The sequence below is a fragment of the Sphingobacterium sp. SRCM116780 genome (genome assembly GCF_021442025.1).
Taxonomy (GTDB): Bacteria; Bacteroidota; Bacteroidia; order Sphingobacteriales; family Sphingobacteriaceae; genus Sphingobacterium.
In genome coordinates, this window is the sequence record NZ_CP090446.1 from 709852 (window position 1) to 733941 (window position 24090).

Here is a 24090-nt window from a genome sequence, read left to right on the forward strand (position 1 = left end):
TCAATTGCATATGAAAGTTCATAAAATAAAAAAAATATTTTTAGTCGTATTATTTTTAGAATTTAAAATAGCCTTTGCTCAAAATGCTGCCCATATGGATACATTAATTGTATCCCAAAATGACACGACTGTTTTTGAAAAACGAGAAACCGTAAATTATCAGCCTTGTAGTAGACCTCGACTATATACCTATTTTGAGTTAAAGAATCCTAAAGATGGAACCTATTATTTTATTCATAACGAAAAGGATCAGCTTGTTAAGGAAGGAAAATATACTTCTACATATATGTATGAAGGTAGGAAATATGAACAAGGAAACTTTTATAATTCAAAAACGTATACGTATAAAAATAATGGTCATTTAGCAACTATTCATTATCAGGAGGACGGAAGAAATGTGAAAACAGAATTTTTTGATCAAGAAAAACGATTAGAAAAAATAAGATACATCGATAAGAAAGCAGAAGAAACAACAAAACTCAAGTTTTATAAGAAAGGTAAACTCAAAGAAACACGAATATACAGCAGTTTTGATACATATTATACAATAAAAGCAAAAGAGTAAACATCTTTATAGGTTATAAAAGCAGACTGTATAAATAAGAAAATCTAAAAACTGAAACCAAAATAATAGATGTCATTCACTGAAATTGATGATATGGAAAATAAATTTGCAATAGACAACCCGATGCCACGACTTTGGATCATGTATCCAAATATCTCCAATATTCTATTAACTAACTATTTTATGAAGAAAGTATTTTTACTTTTCCTTTTGACACTTGCTTTTAGTGTAAATAGAACATTGGGACAGGATCTATTGAAAACGATAAAGAATATTTCGTTTGATAACGTAATGATCTACGAATTTGATCCATCACCTGAAGAACCAGATTTTAGAATAATGACTAAACAGGTAATCGAACTTTTAGATCGTACAGGTGGATTAAAACAGTCCTATATAACAAAAAAAGAACGAGATAAACTTTTTAAGTTCTTGACTATTTCAACATCATTTGACAATGGTTCTTCGATCTGTTGGGAACCTCATTTAGGAATTGTTTTTTTCAAAAACAATATTGCAGTAAATTATATGGCGGTGTGTATGGAATGTAACAAACTTAAATCTATGTTATATATACCAGGGACCGAAAGTATTAAATCATTAGACGCCAACGGAATCAATATAGAGAAGGGGATGTCGCCTGTATTTAGACGATTTTTAAATTCACTTTTAACGAAATATAACTTCAAGTATGCTACGAAAAGCAATGACAATATTTGGGACAGACAATAAAGCTTGCTTAGTTTTTCCATTCAAGATCTTGCATCATAGGAATCAGCATTTTACGAATAATGTACTATTAAAAGACATAACAGACAATGAAAACATTTAAAATTTTTATACTCATGGTTTCGATTTTTTCAATATTTAGTAGTTGTAACAAGCCTAGAAAGGTGGAAAATAGATATTTAACAGCTATAGCACCCAAAAGTTATGTTGATATTACTGATTTCGGAAACAATGATGTATTGCTACTAGATAACCTGAAAAATGGATTGGAAAGTATATTTTCTATTGATAACATACAAGATATTACTATCCAACCAAACTCGCAGACGATACAAGATTTTACACCCGTTGAAAGTCTAGAAAACCGTCTGAGAGTAATAAAAGAAGATACACAAGAACCTGATTGTAATTGGAAAAATTTTAGAATAACGGAATCTCCAAAAGCGATAAAATTCAAAAGTTATCGAGGTGCGGAAGCCGTTTTCAGCGTAGTTGAGAATGTAAATAATACTGGGAGAATCGTGACACGAAAAATTAAAAGAATGGTTATTTTTACAGAAAATGACTTATGGAATTTCGTTTTAGCACCATCTGATCTTGAAAACTACGAAGATGAAATGAAAATCTTCAATCAAATTTTGGAAAGTATCGAAATCAAAAAGTAGCTATTTGTGCGCATCGATTAAACTAATTTTCTTACAGATTATAAATCACTTTAAGAATTGTAAATGATTTGACTTTGAATTGTGGAAGTATTATATTTAATAAATAATTTAAATGAAAGTCTTTGTCAGATGAGTGCATCGACTACTATATACCAATACAATTTTTATGTTAAAAGAATTAGAACTTATAGACTTTATTGTTCAGACAGGACAAGAAGAGAAATTAAACCAAACAATTTTAGACCGTTACCCCAACTTACCAAATGACTATTTGACTTTTTTGGCAGATATTAAATATTGTGCAACCCAAGACGAAAAATCATGGTTTAACACCATTGGAGATTTTAATGATACGACTGATAGTGGATTTCGATGGAATGAATTTGAAATCATGATTCTGGATACCTACGAAGATGAAACGGAAGAAGATATGGAAACAGAAGAGACAAATAAGATCACTGCATTTTGGGACAAACATATTCCATTTTTAATGTCTTGTCGGAACTTCTATTGCTATTTTGCAATTTGTTTACTTGCTGACAACTATGGACAGATAGTCTATGGAAGCGAACCTGAATTTGAAGAAACAGAAATCGTTTCAAATGACTTTTCAGACTTTATGACCAAATTAACAACGAAAACATTGGACAAAAAGTATTTAGAACAAATCGTCTGATAAAATAGAACAATCAATAAGGATTTGATGCAAGAAAGGGTGAAGAATGATATGAAAAAATGCTTTTTAATACTTCTGATACTTATTTCTTTTTCATGCAAGAATGAAAAAGAGAAAAAATCTACAAATTACGCTAAAGACAAAAAAATAGCGCTACGCAATAAATCAACGAACCCTAAGGTAGAGTTAGAAAGTGAAATTGTGAAAATTGTGCATGCTTTTAAAATAGAGACGAAAAAGCTTTAAATAAGTATGTAGATCCAAGTATCGGTTTTTATATAATTCCAAACCCAGGAACGGTATTACTTTTGAAAAAATAGACGAAGTAAGTTTTTCTAATTCATATATTTCATACCACAAATTTGGAAACATGGATATTAAAAACTATCAAGTTAATTATGAAAAATCACCAGAATATGATTGTGAAGAATTCAAATGGACTAAATACGGTTTATTTGTTGACAACGATAAAGTTACACTTTTCACAGGAGTCATATAAAATCCTCAAAATAAAGAAAATGATCTGCTATTTTCAGATAACGAAATAAAGCAGGTGAAACAAATAGAAAAAATAAGTACCCAAGTATATCTAATAGAAAAAGAAGGAGATATCGCTTTTGGAGTTGCCAAACTCAATGGAAAATACATCATTACACTTTTGAATTTAAGCGAATCTTATTGTGATATATAAAAGACTAATGTTAACAGAAGTAATTATATTATATCGTGTTGACACAGAAAGTACTATTGCAATAGACAGACTTATAATTAGAGATCAATAGGTTTGTTTTAACTTCTATTCATACCTAAGTATAACATAACTGATTTCCCGTTCACCATCAACAACGAATAATAAACCAACTCTTACGAATTGTAAATAGCTTAGATAATTATAACGGACGAATCTTATTTTAGATACAATAATTATAAGGATTTAAACTATGGCAGACGTTGTAAATAATTGTTTATATCCTTATTTTACATCTTTTTTATCTGTTTCAGAAATGACTATTCCTACATGAAATTAAGAACCTTATTGATCGGCTATATTTCTATAATACTATTATGGGGGATCAATAATATAATCTCTGGTAGTATTATTCGCTCTAAACTGCTGGATTTACTTAATTACCCACTGATGTTAGCTTGGAAGGTAGGAACGATCATACTGGTAATATGGTTTGTCAGGTGGCAATATCAGCAGATGCAACAACATAAATTTCAACGTTATAGAAAACTATATTTTACATACTGTCTAATGCTGAGCTTCGTTGCAGGCATGGATTTACTGCTATACAGCAAATACAAAATAAGTTTCGTTGGTTATTGGAGTGATTGTGTATTGTTCTGGCTTTGGTTGCTTAGTACCTGTTTCCTTTTGCAGCTTTTTTGGAAGCAACTTTGGGCAAAAATATATGGAGGCATACTTGTACTGGCATTGATACTGAGTATGTTGCCTATGGGTATCATCTTTTTCGGTATTATATTGTCCACTACGGGTTCAGGATTACAGTATAAAAAACAAATCACAAAAGATTATCGCTTTCAAATTACTAATTATAGTGTGATGGGTAGACCTGTTGCTTGTATTGTGATAAATAAGGGACTTTTTGAACAAGAATTCCCTAATACCATGGGGAACTTTAACATAACCGACAGCACAGATGTAGATGCTAGAGATATAAAGTCCGTCACATACCTAAATGAAAACGAGGATTCTATTGCTCTGAAAGCAGTTACAAGGGATACAGTATCCTATAAAGTTTATTTTTATAAAAAGAATGAAAAAGAATAAATTATATAACGGAACAAACATTATTTTATAAAATAGACAGGTGAAATTAATATTTAAAATTCTAAAAGGTATTGGAGTATTGCTCATCATCTATCAGTTTGTTAGTTGGATGGCAATGGGAATTATTTATAAGGAAGGAAAAGAGCAGCCGATGTCTGATGTTCAGGGTTTTGTTGTTGATGATAAGGGTAATATTATTATTGGCGATGGTTTCTATCAAATTATTCAGGTCTATGATAAAGAGGGGCGTTTTGTTACCGGCTGGCAACCTAAGACATACGGAGGTTCTTTCCAACTATTTTTAGGTGAAAATGGAACAATAATAATCGAACCATCAAGAAGCGCTGAAACACTGTATTATAATTTGAACGGTGTTGCAATAACCAATAAGGAAATTAAGATTGCGACAAATAATTTAAGTAATCAAAAACATTATACATTAAAAGGAGGGATGTTTTTTCCTAAAATAAGTAAGGAAGAAAATGGACATACAAAAGTTGTTGTAGCGCAAAACTTGCTACAGAATTTATTAAAAGCTCCATTTCCATTCTTAGGGATAGGTGCTTTTTTACTTCTATTTTTCGGAGCACAAGAGACAATGAAAAAAATAAAGGAATTTGAGAAGAAAAACACAGAAAAATAAACCATTAATTTAACGGTTAAATACGATACTAAAATGAAAAATATACTCCTAATCTCTTGTTTCATGATGAGTTTGTTTATTGCCTGCACCAATAAGTTAGGTAATCAAAAACCTCAAACAATAACTACCTCTCCTATAGATACAAGTTTGCTGTGGATAGATTACCGTTTAGGCGAATTACCCCCACAAGGTGCTTATGATGGTATTGACACACTCGTGAAAAAATACAAGCTCCGTTATCAACGAATTGAGGCAGGTTGCGAAATTGGTGAAGAAGAAGAACGGCTAAAAGCAAAGTATGCCAATCAGAACCAGCGCTACTTTCAAGAAATGGAAAAGGTACATGGTAAAGATTGGAAAAAGCAATTTGATGAAGAATTGCATGTGCTGGATAGCACGAACGGAATACAGCTTGTTAAGCAAATAGATAGTATAAATAAACGTGAACAGATCAATTTTAATTAAAGACAATTTGCGAATAGTAAATGATCACCACGAATTGTAAATGGTCTTGTGTTAATTCTAAAACCATTTTTAATTTTGATAGCGAACATACTGTTTACTATGCAAATCAATAAACTTACTCTTCGCCTCATTCAGGTTTTTCTCCTGCTGGCTATCCTGTTTTTCTGTGGTTTCTATTATATGATGCTGACCAAAGAAATTATTCCTGCTTTTAGAAAAGAAGAATCGGAACAAGGTATACAAGTTGTACAGTATCATATTTCAGAAGTAAAGCTCTATGCCAACAAGCATTACAGAAAAGATGATCTGGATGTATCGCACCAATACGGATTTTCATTGATAGCTAAAGGCGATAGCATCACGTATGCCAGTTCTGAAGTATCCAATGGCATACCACAACCACCTTTATCAGTAAGTTTTGGGAGCGACGAAATACCCGCCATTCCTCAAGATAAATCGAACGAAACTTTCTATTTGATTTATACCAAAGACAGTGCAGAAGAGTTCAGTCGTTTTCCCGAATTTCATTTTTCTGATCATTTTTCTACCTTAAAAGAAAAGGGTTATCCAGATCAGGTTGAAGTCAGACAAGTATCTACTGATGGTAAAATGATGATCTACGCCGTACTCAACCGTCAATACACGAACTGATGAACAAGCTCACCAAAAGACTATTGAACGGTTTTCTATTTTCTGGTATAGGCCTCTTTGTACTTGTTGCCTTTACATTTATACTCACGCAGATATGGCCTACAGTATGGGACGAATGGCGGGAATATAAGAGTGGTGCAAATCTACAACCCAAAATAAAAAATATACAGCTGTATAAAAATGATTTTTATAATCCAGCTGTGAAGGATTCATTAGAAAAACTTTCTTTAAAGGAATGGTACAGTGCTCGCGAAAAAAACGACATGTTATCGCCTAATGGAGCAGCAGATCTCGACCTGTCACAAGCACAAAACAACTATCAACTGCAAATATACAATTTGGCAGATTCTGTAGTTTATGCCAAAATTAATAACAGCTTTAATCCATTCATTACTCAGGCACCTGCAAGTTTAAGCGATATGTCATATGGCCCCAACATGTTTTTTCCTAAGGATATTATTGATGATTCTTTACAACTACAACTCTTGTACAAAGACAAGGTGATTGCGCTTTTCAAACCATTTTTATTGAGACAAAGCCTTGATCTAGGCGCAGGGTTTACCAATCGAAAAAATAAAGAAATAAAACTTAAATCCCTCGATGGAAAGATCATGCTGTATCTAGAGTTTGAGTTGAACCAGTAATAGAACATATGAAAATAAAGGTACTCATCATCATGCTTATAATAGCTGCCCTAGCTTTTGTCACTGGCAAATGGCTACAGAGCCTATATGGTTTAGATCCTCCTTATGGCTACTTGTATGCAGGGATGACGCTGCAGGCAATAGCAGTGGTTACAACTATAATATCCATTATAATATTCCTGATTAAAAAGAAATGATCAATAGCATACTTCTCAATGATTCAAAGAATACGAAGAATAAACCCAGTCCTCAATGATTGTAAATGGAAAAAACTACAGAAATCCATAATTGCGTAAAAAATATATCGAGAGAAAGTACCTTTACGGTAGCCACACAACTCAGGCATTTCAGTATCGTCACTTATCTCGTTCCCATAGAAAAACTAAGAAGAGTCATTCCGCTATGTTTTGACATATATACAATAACGATTGAAGGAAAACATTGGGGGATGGTCAGTGCAGTAACTTTTATCGACAAAGATTTTCATTTTAAAAACATATTACCATTTTGGAAATTGGAGTTTCCCCAAACCAACTACCGCGCCTATATTATCAACAAGACAACTGGAGAAAACTGTGTATGGTTCTTTGGAACCGGGTTGGGTTCACGTTTTGTATTTATACCCCAGAAAGTATGGAAAATGCCTTGGTTTCTATCCACATACGAAACAAATTTTGAATATACTGACAAATACACTTCCTATCAGATTGAAATAACAGCTCAGAATGCCAATGCAAATATCGATATTATCGAAGATTCTGTACCTCGTTTTATAACAGAAGATTTCAGTAGTGCGGAAGAAGCAAGACTCGTATTGACACATCCAGTAACAGGCTATTTCAAAAGATCTGACAATTATATAGGATCTTATAAAATATGGCATCCCCTTATGGAGATAAGTACTGGTCAATGTAAAAATGCTTACTTCGAAAAATTTGAAAAACTTGAACTGTTGACTATTGAACAAATGAAGCATCCCTATTCTGTATTATTAACGAAAGAAATAGATTTTGTTATTGAACTACCACCTCAAAAGTTAGCAGTAATGGTAGAATAAAACGAAATATAAATTTTTAATTGTTTTTAATAAGAAATAATAAACTAACCCTTGCGAATTCTTACATGATTTAGAAGGAACGTGTTCGAAAAGAAGATAGAATTTAAAAACAAACGATAAGAATTTTCTATCTTGGATTTACGAATCATAAACTAATGCTTACGAATTGTAAATGCATGCTATAAGATGAAGTGAATCCTGTTTATTTGAAATAATCTAATAAAATATGATAAAATTTAAATTATCCGTACTGTTGATTTTTATCTCGTTAACCTCGTTTGCTCAGGTTCAGAGACTAGACCATAATTTTTGGTTGGGAAAAATTAATTATTCCATTTTCGAAACACATAATTCTTCTAAATCGGTCAATGATACCGCTTACTATAAACTGTATAGAGCTGGAAATCCAAAACCCATTGCTCGAGAGATTAAGTATGTTGTTAAAAAAAATAGTCGTGATACGTTAAAATCGGGTTACTACAATACGGATGAAAATAGTATCGCATTTTTTCAAATAGCCAAAAATAAGCCTGTTGTACAAAGGCTATATACACAAAATAGTAAAGGATTATTAACGCTTAAGACAAGTTACCCAACTGTTGCTCCGCCTAAATCTGTACAACTAATGGAAGCTGCAGATCCAGAAATAATGGATGCCCCATCTATAGCAGCTTCAAATCAGGTTTTTACGCAAACGATAGATGTAGACGCAGAATATCCTGGAGGTTTAAACGCATTTAGAACTTATATCGCGAATAACATTAAATATCCTAAAGAAGCGCAAGAAAATAATGTATCAGGTACAATAGTAGTCAAGTTTTTCGTAGAAGTTGATGGTTCTGTAACCAATATACTACTAGAAAGAAAATTAGGCTATGGTTGTGATGAAGAGGTTATGCGGGTTTTAAAGAAAATGCCCAAATGGAAACCAGGTCAATTAGAAGGGAAACCCGTTCGCACAATTTTTAGATTCCCGATAAGTTTTAGTAGTGAATAGCTATATGTAAAAGAACTTTCAAAGCAATAGGTATTCAGAAAACAGCTATAAAAACCCTGCGGGTGCTAGGTGCTAATGATGTGGAAGACACTTCTCCATATTTCTTTGAACACGATCGTATTAGCAAAAAAATACTTTAAAAATTAAACGTAAAAATGAAAAAACTAATCTTTTTGTTTTCATTCATACTATTACTGACCAATGTCCAATTGCAGGCCAGTGAATGTTATCATTACCACATTATAAGACACTATAACCTTGTACGATTAGCAGGTAAAAATTATCTTCAACTTACTGTAAAAGATCCCGATAATATTACTTATGTATCACAGGAACGGTATCTCATTACAAATGTACATGAGTCTTTAACAGTGGTTTATGAAGATGACCAAAGTATGCTGGTTAAAAACGATCAGTTTTATTATTTGCTGTCAAAAGAAATACCTTATCAACAGCCCGTAACTCTTAAAAAATTATATGCTGTGAGTGCTCTTGTTCAGGTAAAAAATAACCGTTTAATACGTTCTGGTGGTAAATGGCGCTATATTGTACCCAATAATGATGCAAAACGAGGTTTTGAAGAAGTTCTGTTAGATAAACTTCCAGCAGATTTTGAAATTTTGTACAGTTTTAATCGAGATAACGGAGCCAATTACCTCATTAAAAGTAAAAAACAAGTAGCAGCAGTAAACATCAACATCGAGTATAAGCATAACACCTATACCTATAATCCTATCACAAACCTGAATCCACGAACAACAGTTTTTACTGCAGCTGCGGATGAAGTTGATAATCATTTTTTGCGTGATGACCGACATTTTTATCTCATTAATTATGATTTAAATCTAACGGATGTTACTAACCAGTTTGTTTCAGAAAAAAAGATAGGATTTAATAAGATGCATATCAGCTTGAATAGTTTTCATGAACCTGTCTGGAGTGATGGAAGTAATACTTTATGGATTTATTTTAAAGATGGAATTAGTTTAAGTGATGGTACTGATCCCAATTTTTTTCCTATTGAAGGTGAATTTTTAAACACAGATAGTGTGATTATTGTACACAATGGCAAATATTATGCTAACGGATGGGGCGCCGCATATGAGGTAGAAGATCTGGATTTAAGTCTGGTAAGAGACAAAACGGGTTTGGCTGTATTAAACGAGGGCTCATTTGTAGATAAATACCAATATTACCGTATAGAAAACAATCGCTTATTGCCTAATGAAACATTACCTGTTCCTAATTTTACGCAGAAATTTCCTGTAATTGCATCCTACGGGGCCTATACAGCTGCTTTACAAGTAAGTTCTAACGTTATTATCCGAGAAGAAAGTACAGATAGCATCAGCCATAAGTCCGTAGTCAAGTCCTTGGTAAAAGCTTATGCTTTTGATGATAAATTACTAATAGAGAATCAACTGATAGAAAATCCAGGAAATCGTGAGAAAATGGTTTTTATAGGCGCTTTAGCTGACGTGATTGTGCCTTGTGATGGTGGTAGGGGACAACATCCTGTTGTTGTAGAGTACGATTATTTCTTCAAAGATGACAAAGCCATTTATGCATATCATAGTAAACAAAAAAATTTAAAAATTTTAAAAGACTTTAAGCCAGATGAAATTACCATTGATCATTTCGATGATATACAAAAATTGGCAAGACTCGTAAACAAATGATAAAAATAAGCTATGAATTGCATTTTTGCTATAGTCTTACTTCTTGCAGTCAACCTTCACGAACTGACAAACAAAAAACGGTATGCTGTAGATTGTATAGATAACTTTAATATAACATAAAGATTTAACCTGACAATCAAATTCAGTTTGTATCATAAAAGAGAATAAAAAAACACATTAAAATGAAAGAGTATATAATCGCAGAAAATCAAATTTTTATTAAAAATAAGAACAACATGAAAAGAAGTAGTATCATACTTGCTTTAAGTGTAATAATTGCTGGAGTTGTAATATTCCATTACAACTCTTTTATAACGATGGATTTACTGTTCTCTAGACCCACGTTGACATTCCACTTGCCGATATTTTTTGTTTTAGTTTTAGCTATCATGATTGTCATTTCATTCAATTATTTATTTTTTGATGGAAATGAAAAAGTTTTGTATAAACATACTGTATTTGGTACAAAAAAAGTTTGTGAATTTGCTGAAATTATAGAAATAAGAAGAATAGATGTCTATACAAATACTGTACATTCCTCAATAAAATATGAGGTTATAAGACAGAAAAGTAAATATGACAGTGGTATTATTTTGTGCAATTTTTTTCCAACAGAACATAAAGCAATACAAGAATTTGAAGAACGCATCATTCCGTCAATAAATCATTTGATTAAGAAATAAAACAATATGAACCTACAGTTTTATAAAAGTAAAAACAATATTTATAGGCTTTTTAAGATACATTATACCTATTTAATTCCTGCTATACTATTTCTATTCTTCTTTATCAGAATATTAACGTATGAATTTAATGCCTATAATATGAAAGATAAAAATAGCATGCTGTTTTTAATGTTATCTGTTAGCATTTTTTTTCTGGCTTATTCCTTTTCTCTTGTAGAAATTAATTGTGATAAAGAAACGATAACAACAAAAAGAATGTTTATGTTATGGAAACAAACTGCTAAATATGGCAATCATGATTTTAACTTCCTAACCATACGACAATCACTATATGGAATATTTGTTGGTGTTGATGTGGCAATAGAAATTCAATATAAAAGATTTGTCTTAAAACGTTTTTTCAAAACTCAAAAGATAGACTTGTTTATAGAGGAAACTAAAATGTTATTGGAGAAAAAATAAAATTTACACTATATCTCTTCTGTCAAAGAGCGGATCGATTGGCTTTTTTGTTGTTCCTGATTTATTTTTTTAGTATTAACAGATATACCTTGTACTAAAATAAGTTTAAATCAAATAGGAATCAATTGAAATCTGACGGATGATAATTCGATGATTAAGAAAAGTATACTATCCGTATTTTTACTAATATAAGAACATGAGAAAACAGCATTACATCTTAAATATTGAAAACCCTTGCCAGATTGTGCAATGGGATTCCATGTCAAAAACGGAAAGCGGAAAATATTGTTCTCACTGTTCAAAAAATGTTGTTGATTTCGCAACGTTAACAGACGTTGAAGTAATCAAGTATCTTGACCGTACTTCTGGAGTGATTTGTGGCAGATTAACAACAGAACAACTGAATCGGTTGTTAACGATTAAACAGAAAAGTAATAATTTTCAATTCAGCAAAATATTAACTGCTCTTTTAATTTTGAGTGCAACGGAAAGTTCATTTGCTACAGATAAACAGTTGACCCCACATGAATTTGTAACTGAACCTAATGATAAGCAATCAGACAACTATATACCAACAGCCAACAAAACTTTAGAAACAGATAGCTTGCAAAAGTACATTTCAGGAAAAGTCATCGAAGAGGGAACAAATAGAGTAGTAACACTTTCTTCCGTTTTTATTAAAAACACAAAAATTAGTGCACAAACAGATACCTTAGGAAATTTTAAACTTCAAATCCCCAACGATTTTGTTGCAGATACGATCATTTTAGTTGTAAAACATACGGGCTGGGAAAGGGATACAGAAACGATCGTTTATAAAAAAGATTTACCCATTACCAATCTCATTATTAACAAGACAAATCCAATAGTTGGCGAAATATCTATACAAGTAAAGAGAAAATGGTGGATGTTTTGGAAGAAAAGATATTACTAGGCTAAATGGGCAGTAATAAATTAACCGTTGCTGTTCTACTATCCATTTTAATAACGATAATTATTTTCATCAGCTGTGAAAATAAAAATTGGAGAGAATTGAAATGTGGACTTTGGATGAATACCAAAGGAGATATAGGATTTAAGACGAGCAGGGTAATTGCTATGGATGAGGATATAAAATATGAAGATTTTTACCTGACGAAATTTGATTTTAATGAAAATCTACCATTAAAGGGTATTATAGACACGTTGACCTTTAAAAATCTTGGAAATACATTTTATAAAGATAAGAATAACATCTACCACTATTATGGAATGTCTGACGGAGGAAGTTTTTACATTTTTGATGCTGACTATGCTACTTTCGAAATTCTGGGAGATTGTTATGCGAAGGATAAAAATAACATTTACAAGATGCGAGATGATGGAAAATCTAATCTCGATTATAAAACATTTAAAACAATTACAGGACCAGGGTGTTTCGCTAAAGATAAAAATGGTTATTATAGCTGGGGATCAAAAATTGAAGATCAAGACTTAAATGACAAAGAAATAAAAGCAGCAATCCAAAAGTTAGATGAAATGCGTTAAGTTGTATTATTGAATGATTGAAAAAGAAATAGTCCTTAACTTCTTTAGTATAAAAACTATACAGCATTTCAAGAATAATGATCTTGAAACCAAAAAACGAGAACCTCAATAAACATGGTATACCACTATCTTATACGAGTACAACTACAGGAACATGTTCTATTTCAATAAATGAAAAAAATAAAAAAGTATAAAAACCCCTTCATGTATATTTCTTTGATAGGAATTATGCTGGTATTAGGGATTAACTTTTACGTGAAGTCTAAAACCGAAGATGCTATTTTTTCCATAGTTGAAGATATCCCTAAAACAAATGTCGCCATTATCTTTGGAGCGGGGATTAATAATGACAAACCAAGCAAGTATCTTAAAGACAGATTAGATGCAGGCATTTCGCTTTATAAACAGCGTAAAGTTGATAAAATTCTATTATCAGGAGATAATGGAAATGATGCACATGATGAATTAACCGTCATGAAGCTCTATTGTTATGAACACGGAATTGATTCCAATAAAATTTATATGGATTACGCAGGTTTTGATAGCTATTCGACGATGTACAGAGCCAAACATATCTTTAATGTTGATACTGCAATTTTAGTTACACAAAAATATCATCTGAATAGGTGTATTTATTTGGGCGATAAGTTAGGTGTAAAATCTTATGGACTTTCGGCGAATAATGGAGATTATAAAGGTTATAAATATTATGCACTAAGGGAATATCTTTCCGTTTTTAAAGCTGTTTTAGATGTGATGAGGGATAGAAAACCCCGATTCTTAGAGGAAGAGGTCAACATAAACGGCCCATCAAATTATACCAAAGAATAAAAAGGGATAGACCAACTCGCACGAATTGTAAACAAAGTAATACGAATTGTAAATGAGCATCTAAAAGAAAATATGCTCATCTTAATTTTAAAGCAATTAAACTGAAATCATGTTTTTATGAAAATTATTAAAGCGATTTTAATTGTTATCGTCCTATTAATGTTGGGTTTTTGGATTTTTACAAAATCTAATTTAAAGGTAATCATGGCGGAAGCTAGGGAAGATGGATACAGAACTTATCCACAAGATTGTTATTTAAACGTTCAGGGTAAGGAATACTTGATCGAAAATGTGTATAAATATGAGCATAAGATCTTGAGTGAATTTTGGTTTCTGGGTAGTGAAGGTTTTGCTGTTCAAAAACTTAGCTTTTTTAAAAATAATTATAGCCATGAGCAAATGCCTTATCGACTTTTAACATATAGCACAAACAAATCGTATGTAACATTTAATTCAAAAAAATACAAAATAGATGCTCACAGGGGAGATACTATTATATCAAAAATTGATAACCAGAAGATCATCCTATTCATAGATAAGTAATCAGATTACTACCGAAAAATAATAGGAGTACCTCTATTCAACAGCAATGATAGGAATCCTATTTTTAGCCATAGATTTTGTATAAGTTAATTAAAGGAAATGAAAAAAATACTACTCGTAGTCTTGACCATATGTTCCAATTACATTTTTGGGCAGCCTCATCCTATTGCCTCTAAAATTGCTTTCAATGGTCTGTTTTTTGAAGAGGCAATGCCTTATTATGAGCATAGAGCATTAGTATCAATTGATGGAAAATATAAGTATATAGATACTATGGGTAATTTTTTACCCTATTCTTTTATTCGAAACTCTGAATTTGAAGTTGAAAAAAATTTCGAAAATGGGAGGGCTAAAGTTCATAATAGCAATTTAAAAAACATTAAATACGGTTATATAGATCTATCCGGAAAACTAATCGTTGATTATCAATATGATTATGCGACCCCTTTTTCAGACTCTTTAGCGGTAGTCAAAAATAACCACTTTTTTGGTTATATAGATATACACGGAAATGCCGTATTAAAAAATTTGAATTACGATATTTTGACTTCTTTTCACGAAAATATTGCAATCGTATACAATACGGGGAAAACATTGTCATCTGACTTTCTTTATGGTGCTATTAACAAAAAAAGAGAACTTATCATTCCACTTGAGTTTAATAGAATAGATGACTTTAAAGAGGGCTATGCAATAGCCCAAAAAGAACAGGGTGGTCAGTTCGGCGTGATCGATAAAAATGGAAAATTTGTCATTCGACCAAAATATGAATTATTGCAATCTTTTTCGGAAGGACTAGCCGCATTTATGAAAGATGATAAATGGGGATTTATAGATATTAAAGGAAATGTAATCGTGAAACCAATTTATGATGAGGTAAGAGATTTTTCGGAAGGTTTAGCTGCTGTATCGTTTAACGACAAATATGGGTTTATCGATAAAAAAGGGAATGTCGTTATCGATTTGAAATTTAATATTGCACATGATTTTTTAGATGGGATGGCATTGACATCAATAGAAGTGCAGCATGAAGGCCGAATAAAAGAACTTTATGGTTTTATTGATAAAAAAGGGGACTGGTACTACCAACCAATTTTTAAAGACGCAAGAGGTTTTACGGATGGTTTTGCTGCTGTAAAGTTTGACGGACAAAATAAATGGCAATACATTACTAAATAAGAAATTCTAGAAATGCTGTGAAAACTTCTTTCTGTTTTGTTAACTTTAGGTATAAAATAACTTCATGAAAAAGTATTGGTATCCGCTATTGATTTTCGTTATCTGTCCACTTTCTACAATTTTTGCACAACAGAAATTACCGAAGGGTTTTAGTTATGTCAAAGAAGTAATCCCCCATATCCATTATGATCTACGTTATTATGGTTCGCATAATTTCGTTGGAGAAGAAATCAATGGATATGAATCACCTGTCCTTATCTTAAGCACTGCTGCAACAAATGCTCTAAAAAAAGTGGAGAAAAACCTGAACGAACAAGGAATGGGGCTTAAAATTTTTGATGCTTATCGTCCTCAAAAAGCTGTTACTCATTTTAAAAAATGGGCAACGGAGATTCGCGACACCATAGCCAAACAAGAGTTTTATCCTAAACTTGATAAGCGGAATTTATTTAAATTAGGTTATATCGCAAATAAATCTGGACATAGTAGGGGAAGCACAGTAGATCTAACAGTTATTACACTGAAAGATAATGAAGAGCTAGATATGGGTAGCCCTTTTGATTTCTTTGGAGATATTTCTCATTATAGTAGCCCAAAGATTACTTTAGCACAGAAAAAAAATAGAGCACTATTAAAAACAATGATGGAAAAATATGGTTTTAAAGGCTATGACAAGGAATGGTGGCATTTCACATTAAAAGAAGAGCCTTATCAAAAAACATATTTTGATTTTAATGTAAAATAAATAAAGGTAATCGTGCAGTACTTGAATTTAATCAAGACTGCATTTTTGCATTCTTATTCTTGTTCAGCCAAGTTTTTAAGAAGCGATAATGCAGGAGGAAAAGCCTTATTCATACTATCGATATAATTTTCCAATGTATCTACATAAACCAATAACAATGTGCTATTTTCCTTTTTGACCAATTCATATCCTTCTTCAGCATTTCCCCATGTTGGGTCAATCGGCAGCTCTTTGAAATTTTGTATTTCCCCTAAATGCTGAAGTACTAAAAGCTCATTTGGAACAACAATTTTTAATAAACTATACATGCCATCTCCTTTTGGAGTTAATAGTTGTATTTTATTTCCTGTTACAAGTTCTTCTGTTTGATAATAGGAACCCTCAGAAAACATAGAAGTCCATTTTTTATAATTTTCTGGCTCCCACAGACAATTCCAGACCTTTTCGTTATCAGCCTGTATTTCGATTTGGTAGTTTAATCTTGTCAGCATAATCCATTCGATAAGTTTCTAATACAAGATAAATAAAAATTTGATAGTCATCCAAAATATGCAACGAGTATTCGCGTTCATGCTATTCTCTTGTACTTTCACTCCATTTGTTGTTTTGGCTTATCCTCAATGCAATTTCTTCGGTCTCTATTACTATTGGGTATCGTTTCTTTTGTTGGAATGCTTAAGGCATGAGTGATGTTTAATTTCATTCGCCTGTTAATCCTTTAGAAAGGAAAATAGTCAATCTTAAAAAGCGAACTTATTTCAGTATTTTTACAAGCATAAATTAGCTTTTGTTTGCTTGTCTCAAACGCTTTAGTTGACATTTATTTATAGGAGATTATCACGTGAAATATTTTAAGTATTTATTGGTCTTATTATTACAATTATCCTTTCTTCAGGATATTTTACCTCAAACCAAACCAGATTCTTTACAAGTAAAGCAAAATGTGTCTACAGGTAAGGGCAATCGTAACCAGCCTGGAACAACTTATAGTGACAATAAATCTCCGTCTCAACTTGTGGATACAAGTCGTACACAATCCTATCGTCGAGATAATAAATCCCGACGAGAAACTGGAGATACAACCCGTACGCAGTCAAGCCCTCGTCGAGACAGCATACGTGCTGATTTGAAAAAAATCAATACCAAGTATATTGAAAATATTCGTGCCGCTGCTTTGGAGAATGAGGCGATACGTAAACGAAATATTCAGACACAATTTGTTGAAAAAGTAAATAGTTTTTCAGCAGCTACTCCTACAGATTCTATTGCACCTTGGACCGCTTATGCACGGTCACAAATCTCTGATTTAAATTCCTTTCAAAGTAGCTTAGCAAGTTATAATCGCAGTCTTAACAATACCCTGACGCAATTAAAAGATTTTAGAACAAAATATGCAATAAGTACCTCCAGTACACGATTAAACACGTATTTAACGACTGCTGAACAGCAAGTACAAAGCAAAATAGATTCTTTAAAAAACTCTGTTTCGATTACCAATGATAATTTGAAAGCTTATTATGGTCTTTCTAAGAATGTGAAAGAAACTGCTGCTAAATTACCTACAGTCGAACGTGTCGTCTCTGACTCTACCAAAGCAAAAAGCTCTTTGTGGAAAGCGCAGAATACGGCAGTTACAAAAGAAAAAATCATCAGTAATTTAAAAAATAACTTTCAAAAGAGTAAATCCATAGATACGTATGTCAATAAAACCGCTTGGACAAGTAGAATTCTATTGGTCATTTTGGTCTTCGCTTATTTATACTGGATTATCTCCACGGCTTATATTCTGAATAAGCATAATAATAGCACAAGTGACACAACGACAAGACTTAATTTTTGGACACCTATTGGTAAAGCATTTATTTTGCTGCTTACACTTTTACCTTTAGTTTCTATTGTAACACCTACAGTAGTCATTCAAGGAATACAGCTACTCATTATGTGTCTCTTTGTGATCATATTGAGAAAGAAGTTTACGGTGAATCAAGGTAAAATTATAGGTCTGCTCCTTCTTTTTTATATTTTCGATGTATTTGTAAACTCGGTTGCAAGCGAAGATCTCATCTTTAGAATTCTCTGTATCATTTTTAATCTTATCGCTCTTTTTATTGTCTTCTATTTGAAAAGAACAATTAAGGATCCGAGTGCAGCAGGTTACACACAACTTCCTGTATTTATCATTTTTACGCTATTAAATGTAGCCGCTATCTTCTTAAATATATTGGGTTATGTTGATCATTCTCGAAGTTTTAGTATTGCAGCAGCGGTAGGGTTGATGCAGTCCTTTACCTTAACTTTTTTTGTACGCATGATCAAGAACGATGTTAAGAACCAATTTACTAGAAATAGAATTAGAAAAGGTTTTTGGCTTCGATTTAATGAGATTCGTGCATTGAAAAGTACAGGAGATGTTTTGAAATTTCTGTGCTTTTTACTGTCGACAATTGTCTTAGCCAATAATTTACAATTCGCGGCGATATTAGCGGCCGCTGTTTCTAAATTTTTAAGCACCGCACATCATTTTGGAGGTGCCAGTTTCACATTTGGGAATCTCGTACTGGCAGTTATTATTCTGACTGCGGCAAACTGGTTTCAAAAGAACCTGAATTTACTCTTGATCGGAGGGGAGAATGGTACGATCAGTAAAGATTACGATCAGAAGATGACACTTTTCCCTTTATTTAGGTTAATTATTATTGTCATTGGTTTCTTTATAGCTGTATCCGCTTTAGGTCTAAGCTTAGATAAGTTAACCGTTATTATAGGTGCACTAAGTGTTGGTATTGGTTTAGGGATGCAGAATATCATCAATAACTTTGTATCGGGAATTATTTTGGTTTTTGATAAACCCTTTCGTGTAGGAGATCAGATTGAATTGATGGATAAAAAAGGCCGTGTTAAAGAAATAGGTATTCGTGCGAGTGTATTAAATACTGGAGATGGAGCAGATGTTATCATCCCGAATGGCGATTTATTATCCGGAAGAGTTGTCAACTGGACACTATCGAGTAACTATGCAAGAACGAGTTTTGTTGTTCAAGTGGATCGCAGTGCTGACTTGGACGTTTCGAAATCCTGGATTAGAGAAGCGATAGAAAAGAGCACCTATAGTGTAGCTGAATTAGGAGCAACAATCTCGGTACAGGATATTAGTGAAGAGATGATCTATTTAAATATTGGTTGTTGGATTACGAATTCGACCAATAGTGGTGGATTTAAAAGCGATGTCTTAATCGCATTAGATATACGTTTCAAAAGGGAAGGATTGAAGTTCTTCAGTATTATTCCTCCAAAATAACCAAATACGGACAAAAAAGAAGTCAGCATTTTTAAAAATGCTGACTTCTTTTTTAGGATTATTATCGCCATGTTATATTCGATACAATGAAAAATACATGGATGTTCTGCTGATTATAACGGATATCGTGAAGATCTTGTCTTTTATTAAGCGGTATGGGAAATGTATTTTAATAGATACAATTCCACTATTTTCAAATTTCTTTTCTACATTTACATAACTAAAATTACAATTTTAAAACAAACGATTATTTAACTAAACAGCTAGACTAAAATCAGAAAACAAAAATTGTAATATAATGTATAAACAACACAGAAAGGTTATGTTTGCTTTAGCATTTCCTTTAATGGTTAGTCTTGCTCAAGTTCAAGCCAATTCTAAAATGGATGGCATTGAAAAGCAAACAAATCCAGCGTTAACTATTGTCAGTGCTAAAAAAATAAATGCCACGACAATAGAGGTTCTGTTTTCCAATAATCAACGCTTAACGTTCGATTTTTATGGAGATCATATTTTTAGATTATTTCAAGATAATGCAGGTGGTATTCTCCGCAATCCTGAAGCCAGCCCTGCTGCTGAAATACTTGTCTCAAATCCAAGAAAGGCTGTTCCGTATCTAAACCTTGCTGATGCCAACAATCAAATAACGATTGCAACAGATAAGATCACTATTCTGATCGACAAAAGCACAAATTTGCTTAAAGTTGTTAATCAAAAAAATAAAAATGAGTCTGTCGTATTTACAAAACCTATTCAGTTTGAAAAAGGAAAAGTAACCTTGAGCCTGCAAGAAAATCCTGAAGAGTATTTTTATGGTGGAGGTGTTCAGAATGGACGTTTTTCTCACAAGGGGAAAGCGATAGCTATAGAAAATCAAAATAGTTGGACAGATGGCGGAGTAGCTTCTCCGACGCCTTATTATTGGTCAACCAAAGGCTATGGTTTTATGTGGTACACCTTTAAACCTGGAAAATATGACTTTGGATTGAAAGAAAAAGGGCAGGTTCAGTTAACACACGATACCCCATATTTAGATGTCTTCTTTATGATCAACGAGGGTGCTGTTCCACTATTAAATGATTTTTATCAATTGACAGGAAATCCTATTTTACTTCCAAAATTTGGTTTTTATCAAGGACATCTGAACGCCTATAATCGTGATTATTGGAAGGAAGATGAGAAAGGAATTTTGTTCGAAGATGGAAAACGATATAAAGAAAGTCAAAAAGAAAATGGGGGTATTAAGGAATCCTTAAATGGTGAATTGAATAATTACCAATTTTCAGCCCGTGCTGTCATTGATCGTTATAAAAAGAATGACATGCCATTTGGTTGGTTATTGCCTAATGATGGTTACGGAGCAGGCTATGGACAAACAGAAACATTAGATGGTAATATTGCGAATCTCAAAAGCTTAGGGGATTATGCGCGTAAAAATGGAGTGGAGATTGGTTTGTGGACACAGTCTGATTTACACCCAAAACCAGAAGTAAGTGCTTTATTGCAACGTGATATTGTGAAGGAAGTAAGAGATGCGGGAGTTCGTGTATTGAAGACAGATGTTGCTTGGGTTGGTGCAGGTTATTCCTTTGGTTTAAATGGAGTTGCAGATGTAGGTCATATTATTCCTTATTATGGCAATGATGCGAGACCATTTACCATTTCATTAGACGGTTGGGCAGGTACGCAGCGTTATGCTGGAATATGGTCAGGTGATCAGACAGGTGGTGTTTGGGAATATATTCGTTTTCATATCCCTACTTATCTTGGATCTGGTTTGTCTGGTCAACCCAATATTACCTCAGATATGGATGGTATTTTTGGCGGAAAAAATACAGCGGTCAATATTCGTGATTTCCAATGGAAAACATTTACCCCAATGGAACTGAATATGGATGGATGGGGATCAAATGAAAAATATCCACAAGCATTGGGAGAATCTGCTACTTCGATCAATCGGAATTACTTGAAGTTAAAGTCTGAGTTAATACCTTATGCCTATAGTATTGCTAAGGAAGCTATAACTGGATTGCCAATGATTCGCGCATTATTTTTAGCATATCCAAACGCCTATACACAAGGAACAGCAACCCAATATCAATATTTATATGGTCCTTCTTTTTTAGTTGCTCCAATCTATCAAGCGACAAAATCGGATGATAAGGGAAATGATGTACGTAATGGCATCTATCTTCCTGAAGGTACTTGGATTGATTATTTTACAGGAGACAAATTTGAAGGAAATACTATACTGAATAATTTTGATGCCCCGATTTGGAAATTACCCTTATTTATAAAAAGTGGTGCTATTATTCCAATGACAAATCCCAACAATAATGTTCAGGAAATAAATAAAGGGTTACGTATTTACGAAATTTATCCTGCAGGAAAGACATCGTTCACAGCATATGATGATGATGGAATTTCTGAAGCTTATAAATTTGGAAAAGGAGCATCTACTTTCATTGAGTCTACACTGGATATAAAAAATAAAGTAACGGTGTCTGTGGAACCAACTGTTGGTGAATTTGAAGGATTCATTAAAGATAAACAAACGGAATTTAGAATTAATGTTACGGCAAAACCTAAAAAAATAACGGCTGCTATTGGCAAGAATAAACTGAAGCTGGTGGAAGTAAAATCTTTAGCAGAACTGGCGAATCAAGAGAATGTTTATTTCTATGATGCTGCTCCTAATATGAATAGATTTGCTACGAAAGGAAGCGAATTTGAAAAACAGATCATCACCAAAAACCCATTGGTATATATCAAATTAGCAGTTACCGATATTACAGCAAATGCAGTAAATGTATCAGTGGAGGGGTTTCAATTTGCTCCTGTTGACCGCTTTCGAGTTTCTATAGGTAAAATGTCAACACCTCAAAATGCAGTTGTTACAGACGAAAATAAAGGCGCTTATACATTAACACCTTCGTGGAATAAAGTAGATCATGCAGATTATTATGAAATTGATTTTAATAATATGCATTATACAACCATTAAAGATAATTCCTTACTCTTTGAAGGGTTAACACCTGAGACGGCTTATTCATTCAAATTGCGAGCAGTTAATAAAGAAGGAGTTTCCGATTGGACTGAAATTAAATCGGTAACAAAAACAAACCCATTAGAGTTCGCTATTCATGGAATCAAAGGAGAGATATCTGCAGAGAATCAAGAGGGCTCAGAAATGGATAAATTACTTGATTTTGATGAAGGAAACATGTGGCATACAGCATGGGGTAAAAAAGCTATTCCATTTGATATGATCTTAGATCTGAAATCTGTCAATCAACTGGATAAGTTTCATTATTTACCTAGAACAGGAAGAGGTAATGGTATTTTATTGAAAGGACAAGTATACTACAGTGCCGATAAAGAAAATTGGACTAGTGCTGGTGCTTTTGAGTGGGTGAATAATGAGGATATAAAGATCTTCAACTTTGCGAATCACCCAACAGCACGTTATGTCAAATTGGCGATTACGGAAGGTGTAGGCGGATTTGGTTCTGGTCGTGAATTATATGTATTCAAAGTACCAGGTACAGAAAGTTATATTCCTGGAGATATCAATAACGATCGATTGATTGATCGAAATGATTTGACATCTTATACGAACTATACAGGTTTGAAAAAAGGTGATGCTGATTTTGAAGGATATGTGAGTAATGGTGACATTAATAAAAATGATTTAATTGATGCTTATGATATCGCTGTTGTAGCAACACAGTTAGACGGTGGAGTCAATGACACTAAAATTGAAAAAATTGCTGGTCAAATCAGTTTGTCTACTTCAAAACAAAGCTTTAAGAAAGATGAAATCATCGAAATTACGGTGAAAGGTAAAAATCTGAAATCTGTTTATGGGCTAAGTTTTGGATTACCTTATCAATCGCAGGATTATGAGTTTGTATCTGTACAACCTTTAGCTGTAAAAGGTATGGAAAATCTGACGAATGACCGTTTGCATACCAGTGGTGAAAAAGTGTTATATCCAACTTTTATACACGTAGGGGAGCAAGCAGGAATAACAGGAAATGAAGATTTATTCGTTTTGAAATTAAAAGCAAAACGAGATGTTAAATTTACATTGAAGGCTGTTCAAGGATTTTTAGTGGATAAAAATCTGAATACAGTGAAATTCTAAATTTTCATTTGTTTAAAGGAAAGCTCTGGAAGAAATTTCAGAGCTTTTTTTGTGTTCCTTTTCAATTGTATAGGGAAATTAATTATCTTTATATCCATAGCTATCA

25 protein-coding genes are annotated in these 24090 nt (G+C 32.7%); 24 read left to right on the forward strand and 1 reads right to left on the reverse strand.

Going from position 1 to position 24090, the window contains the following annotated elements; all coding sequences use genetic code 11:
• The first annotated feature begins 10 nt into the window (after positions 1-10).
• The 22 genes from LZQ00_RS03010 (at position 11) to LZQ00_RS03115 (ending at position 16539) form a co-directional block, all read left to right on the forward strand.
• Positions 11-565, forward strand: coding sequence for a hypothetical protein (locus LZQ00_RS03010; RefSeq protein WP_234511812.1), 555 nt, complete (start codon positions 11-13; stop codon positions 563-565).
• A gap of 69 nt (positions 566-634) precedes the next feature.
• Entirely contained in the window at positions 635-1297 is a 663-nt protein-coding gene (locus LZQ00_RS03015; protein ID WP_234511813.1) for a hypothetical protein, read from the forward strand.
• Positions 1298-1383: 86 nt separating this feature from the next.
• A complete protein-coding gene (locus LZQ00_RS03020) occupies positions 1384-1959 on the forward strand; it encodes a hypothetical protein (protein ID WP_234511815.1) in 576 nt (191 codons plus the stop codon).
• Between the two features lie 166 nt (positions 1960-2125).
• Positions 2126-2635: an SMI1/KNR4 family protein gene (locus LZQ00_RS03025; RefSeq protein ID WP_234511817.1), complete on the forward strand. Its 510-nt coding sequence runs from the start codon at positions 2126-2128 to the stop codon at positions 2633-2635.
• Positions 2636-2659: 24 nt separating this feature from the next.
• Positions 2660-2881: a hypothetical protein gene (locus LZQ00_RS03030; protein ID WP_234511819.1), complete on the forward strand. Its 222-nt coding sequence runs from the start codon at positions 2660-2662 to the stop codon at positions 2879-2881.
• A 307-nt stretch (positions 2882-3188) separates the two neighbouring features.
• Entirely contained in the window at positions 3189-3326 is a 138-nt protein-coding gene (locus LZQ00_RS03035; RefSeq protein ID WP_234511821.1) for a hypothetical protein, read from the forward strand.
• Positions 3327-3653: 327 nt separating this feature from the next.
• Positions 3654-4430, forward strand: coding sequence for a hypothetical protein (locus LZQ00_RS03040; RefSeq protein ID WP_234511823.1), 777 nt, complete (start codon positions 3654-3656; stop codon positions 4428-4430).
• Positions 4431-4470: 40 nt separating this feature from the next.
• Positions 4471-5073, forward strand: a complete 603-nt coding sequence (locus LZQ00_RS03045; RefSeq protein ID WP_234511825.1) for a hypothetical protein — start codon at positions 4471-4473, stop codon at positions 5071-5073.
• 33 nt (positions 5074-5106) lie between these two features.
• Positions 5107-5538, forward strand: coding sequence for a hypothetical protein (locus LZQ00_RS03050; RefSeq protein ID WP_234511827.1), 432 nt, complete (start codon positions 5107-5109; stop codon positions 5536-5538).
• A gap of 99 nt (positions 5539-5637) precedes the next feature.
• Positions 5638-6189, forward strand: coding sequence for a hypothetical protein (locus tag LZQ00_RS03055; protein ID WP_234511829.1), 552 nt, complete (start codon positions 5638-5640; stop codon positions 6187-6189).
• The gene (locus LZQ00_RS03060) at positions 6189-6833 is read left to right on the forward strand and encodes a hypothetical protein (protein WP_234511830.1); all 645 of its coding nucleotides are present in this window, start codon (positions 6189-6191) and stop codon (positions 6831-6833) included. Before LZQ00_RS03055 ends, LZQ00_RS03060 begins: the two co-directional genes overlap by 1 nt.
• A gap of 262 nt (positions 6834-7095) precedes the next feature.
• Entirely contained in the window at positions 7096-7890 is a 795-nt protein-coding gene (locus LZQ00_RS03065; protein WP_234511832.1) for a DUF2071 domain-containing protein, read from the forward strand.
• Between the two features lie 226 nt (positions 7891-8116).
• Complete coding sequence (locus LZQ00_RS03070) at positions 8117-8887, forward strand: energy transducer TonB (RefSeq protein WP_234511834.1); 771 nt, start codon at positions 8117-8119, stop codon at positions 8885-8887.
• A 155-nt stretch (positions 8888-9042) separates the two neighbouring features.
• A complete protein-coding gene (locus tag LZQ00_RS03075) occupies positions 9043-10566 on the forward strand; it encodes a hypothetical protein (RefSeq protein ID WP_234511836.1) in 1524 nt (507 codons plus the stop codon).
• A gap of 182 nt (positions 10567-10748) precedes the next feature.
• On the forward strand, positions 10749-11249 hold the full coding sequence (locus LZQ00_RS03080) for a hypothetical protein (RefSeq protein ID WP_234511838.1): 501 nt from the start codon (positions 10749-10751) through the stop codon (positions 11247-11249).
• Between the two features lie 141 nt (positions 11250-11390).
• Positions 11391-11714: a hypothetical protein gene (locus LZQ00_RS03085; protein WP_234511839.1), complete on the forward strand. Its 324-nt coding sequence runs from the start codon at positions 11391-11393 to the stop codon at positions 11712-11714.
• Positions 11715-11910: 196 nt separating this feature from the next.
• Complete coding sequence (locus LZQ00_RS03090) at positions 11911-12648, forward strand: carboxypeptidase-like regulatory domain-containing protein (RefSeq protein WP_234511841.1); 738 nt, start codon at positions 11911-11913, stop codon at positions 12646-12648.
• A 5-nt stretch (positions 12649-12653) separates the two neighbouring features.
• The gene (locus LZQ00_RS03095) at positions 12654-13241 is read left to right on the forward strand and encodes a DKNYY domain-containing protein (RefSeq protein ID WP_234511842.1); all 588 of its coding nucleotides are present in this window, start codon (positions 12654-12656) and stop codon (positions 13239-13241) included.
• 171 nt (positions 13242-13412) lie between these two features.
• Positions 13413-14072, forward strand: coding sequence for a vancomycin high temperature exclusion protein (locus LZQ00_RS03100; RefSeq protein ID WP_234511844.1), 660 nt, complete (start codon positions 13413-13415; stop codon positions 14070-14072).
• 117 nt (positions 14073-14189) lie between these two features.
• On the forward strand, positions 14190-14615 hold the full coding sequence (locus LZQ00_RS03105; protein WP_234511846.1) for a hypothetical protein: 426 nt from the start codon (positions 14190-14192) through the stop codon (positions 14613-14615).
• Between the two features lie 99 nt (positions 14616-14714).
• A complete protein-coding gene (locus LZQ00_RS03110; RefSeq protein WP_234511848.1) occupies positions 14715-15794 on the forward strand; it encodes a WG repeat-containing protein in 1080 nt (359 codons plus the stop codon).
• Positions 15795-15858: 64 nt separating this feature from the next.
• Entirely contained in the window at positions 15859-16539 is a 681-nt protein-coding gene (locus LZQ00_RS03115; protein ID WP_234511850.1) for a M15 family metallopeptidase, read from the forward strand.
• A gap of 53 nt (positions 16540-16592) precedes the next feature.
• Here LZQ00_RS03115 and LZQ00_RS03120 read toward each other — a convergent pair whose 3' ends face one another.
• Positions 16593-17030 carry a hypothetical protein gene (locus LZQ00_RS03120; RefSeq protein WP_234511852.1) on the reverse strand — a complete coding sequence of 146 codons (438 nt, stop codon included), beginning with the start codon at positions 17028-17030 and terminating at the stop codon, positions 16593-16595.
• Positions 17031-17380: 350 nt separating this feature from the next.
• On the opposite strand from LZQ00_RS03120, the gene LZQ00_RS03125 reads away from it, so the two are divergent.
• Together LZQ00_RS03125 and LZQ00_RS03130 are read left to right on the forward strand one after the other, a co-directional pair.
• Positions 17381-19837 carry a mechanosensitive ion channel domain-containing protein gene (locus LZQ00_RS03125; protein ID WP_234511854.1) on the forward strand — a complete coding sequence of 819 codons (2457 nt, stop codon included), beginning with the start codon at positions 17381-17383 and terminating at the stop codon, positions 19835-19837.
• A 298-nt stretch (positions 19838-20135) separates the two neighbouring features.
• Positions 20136-23984, forward strand: a complete 3849-nt coding sequence (locus tag LZQ00_RS03130) for a TIM-barrel domain-containing protein (RefSeq protein WP_234511855.1) — start codon at positions 20136-20138, stop codon at positions 23982-23984.
• The last annotated feature ends 106 nt before the right edge of the window (positions 23985-24090 follow it).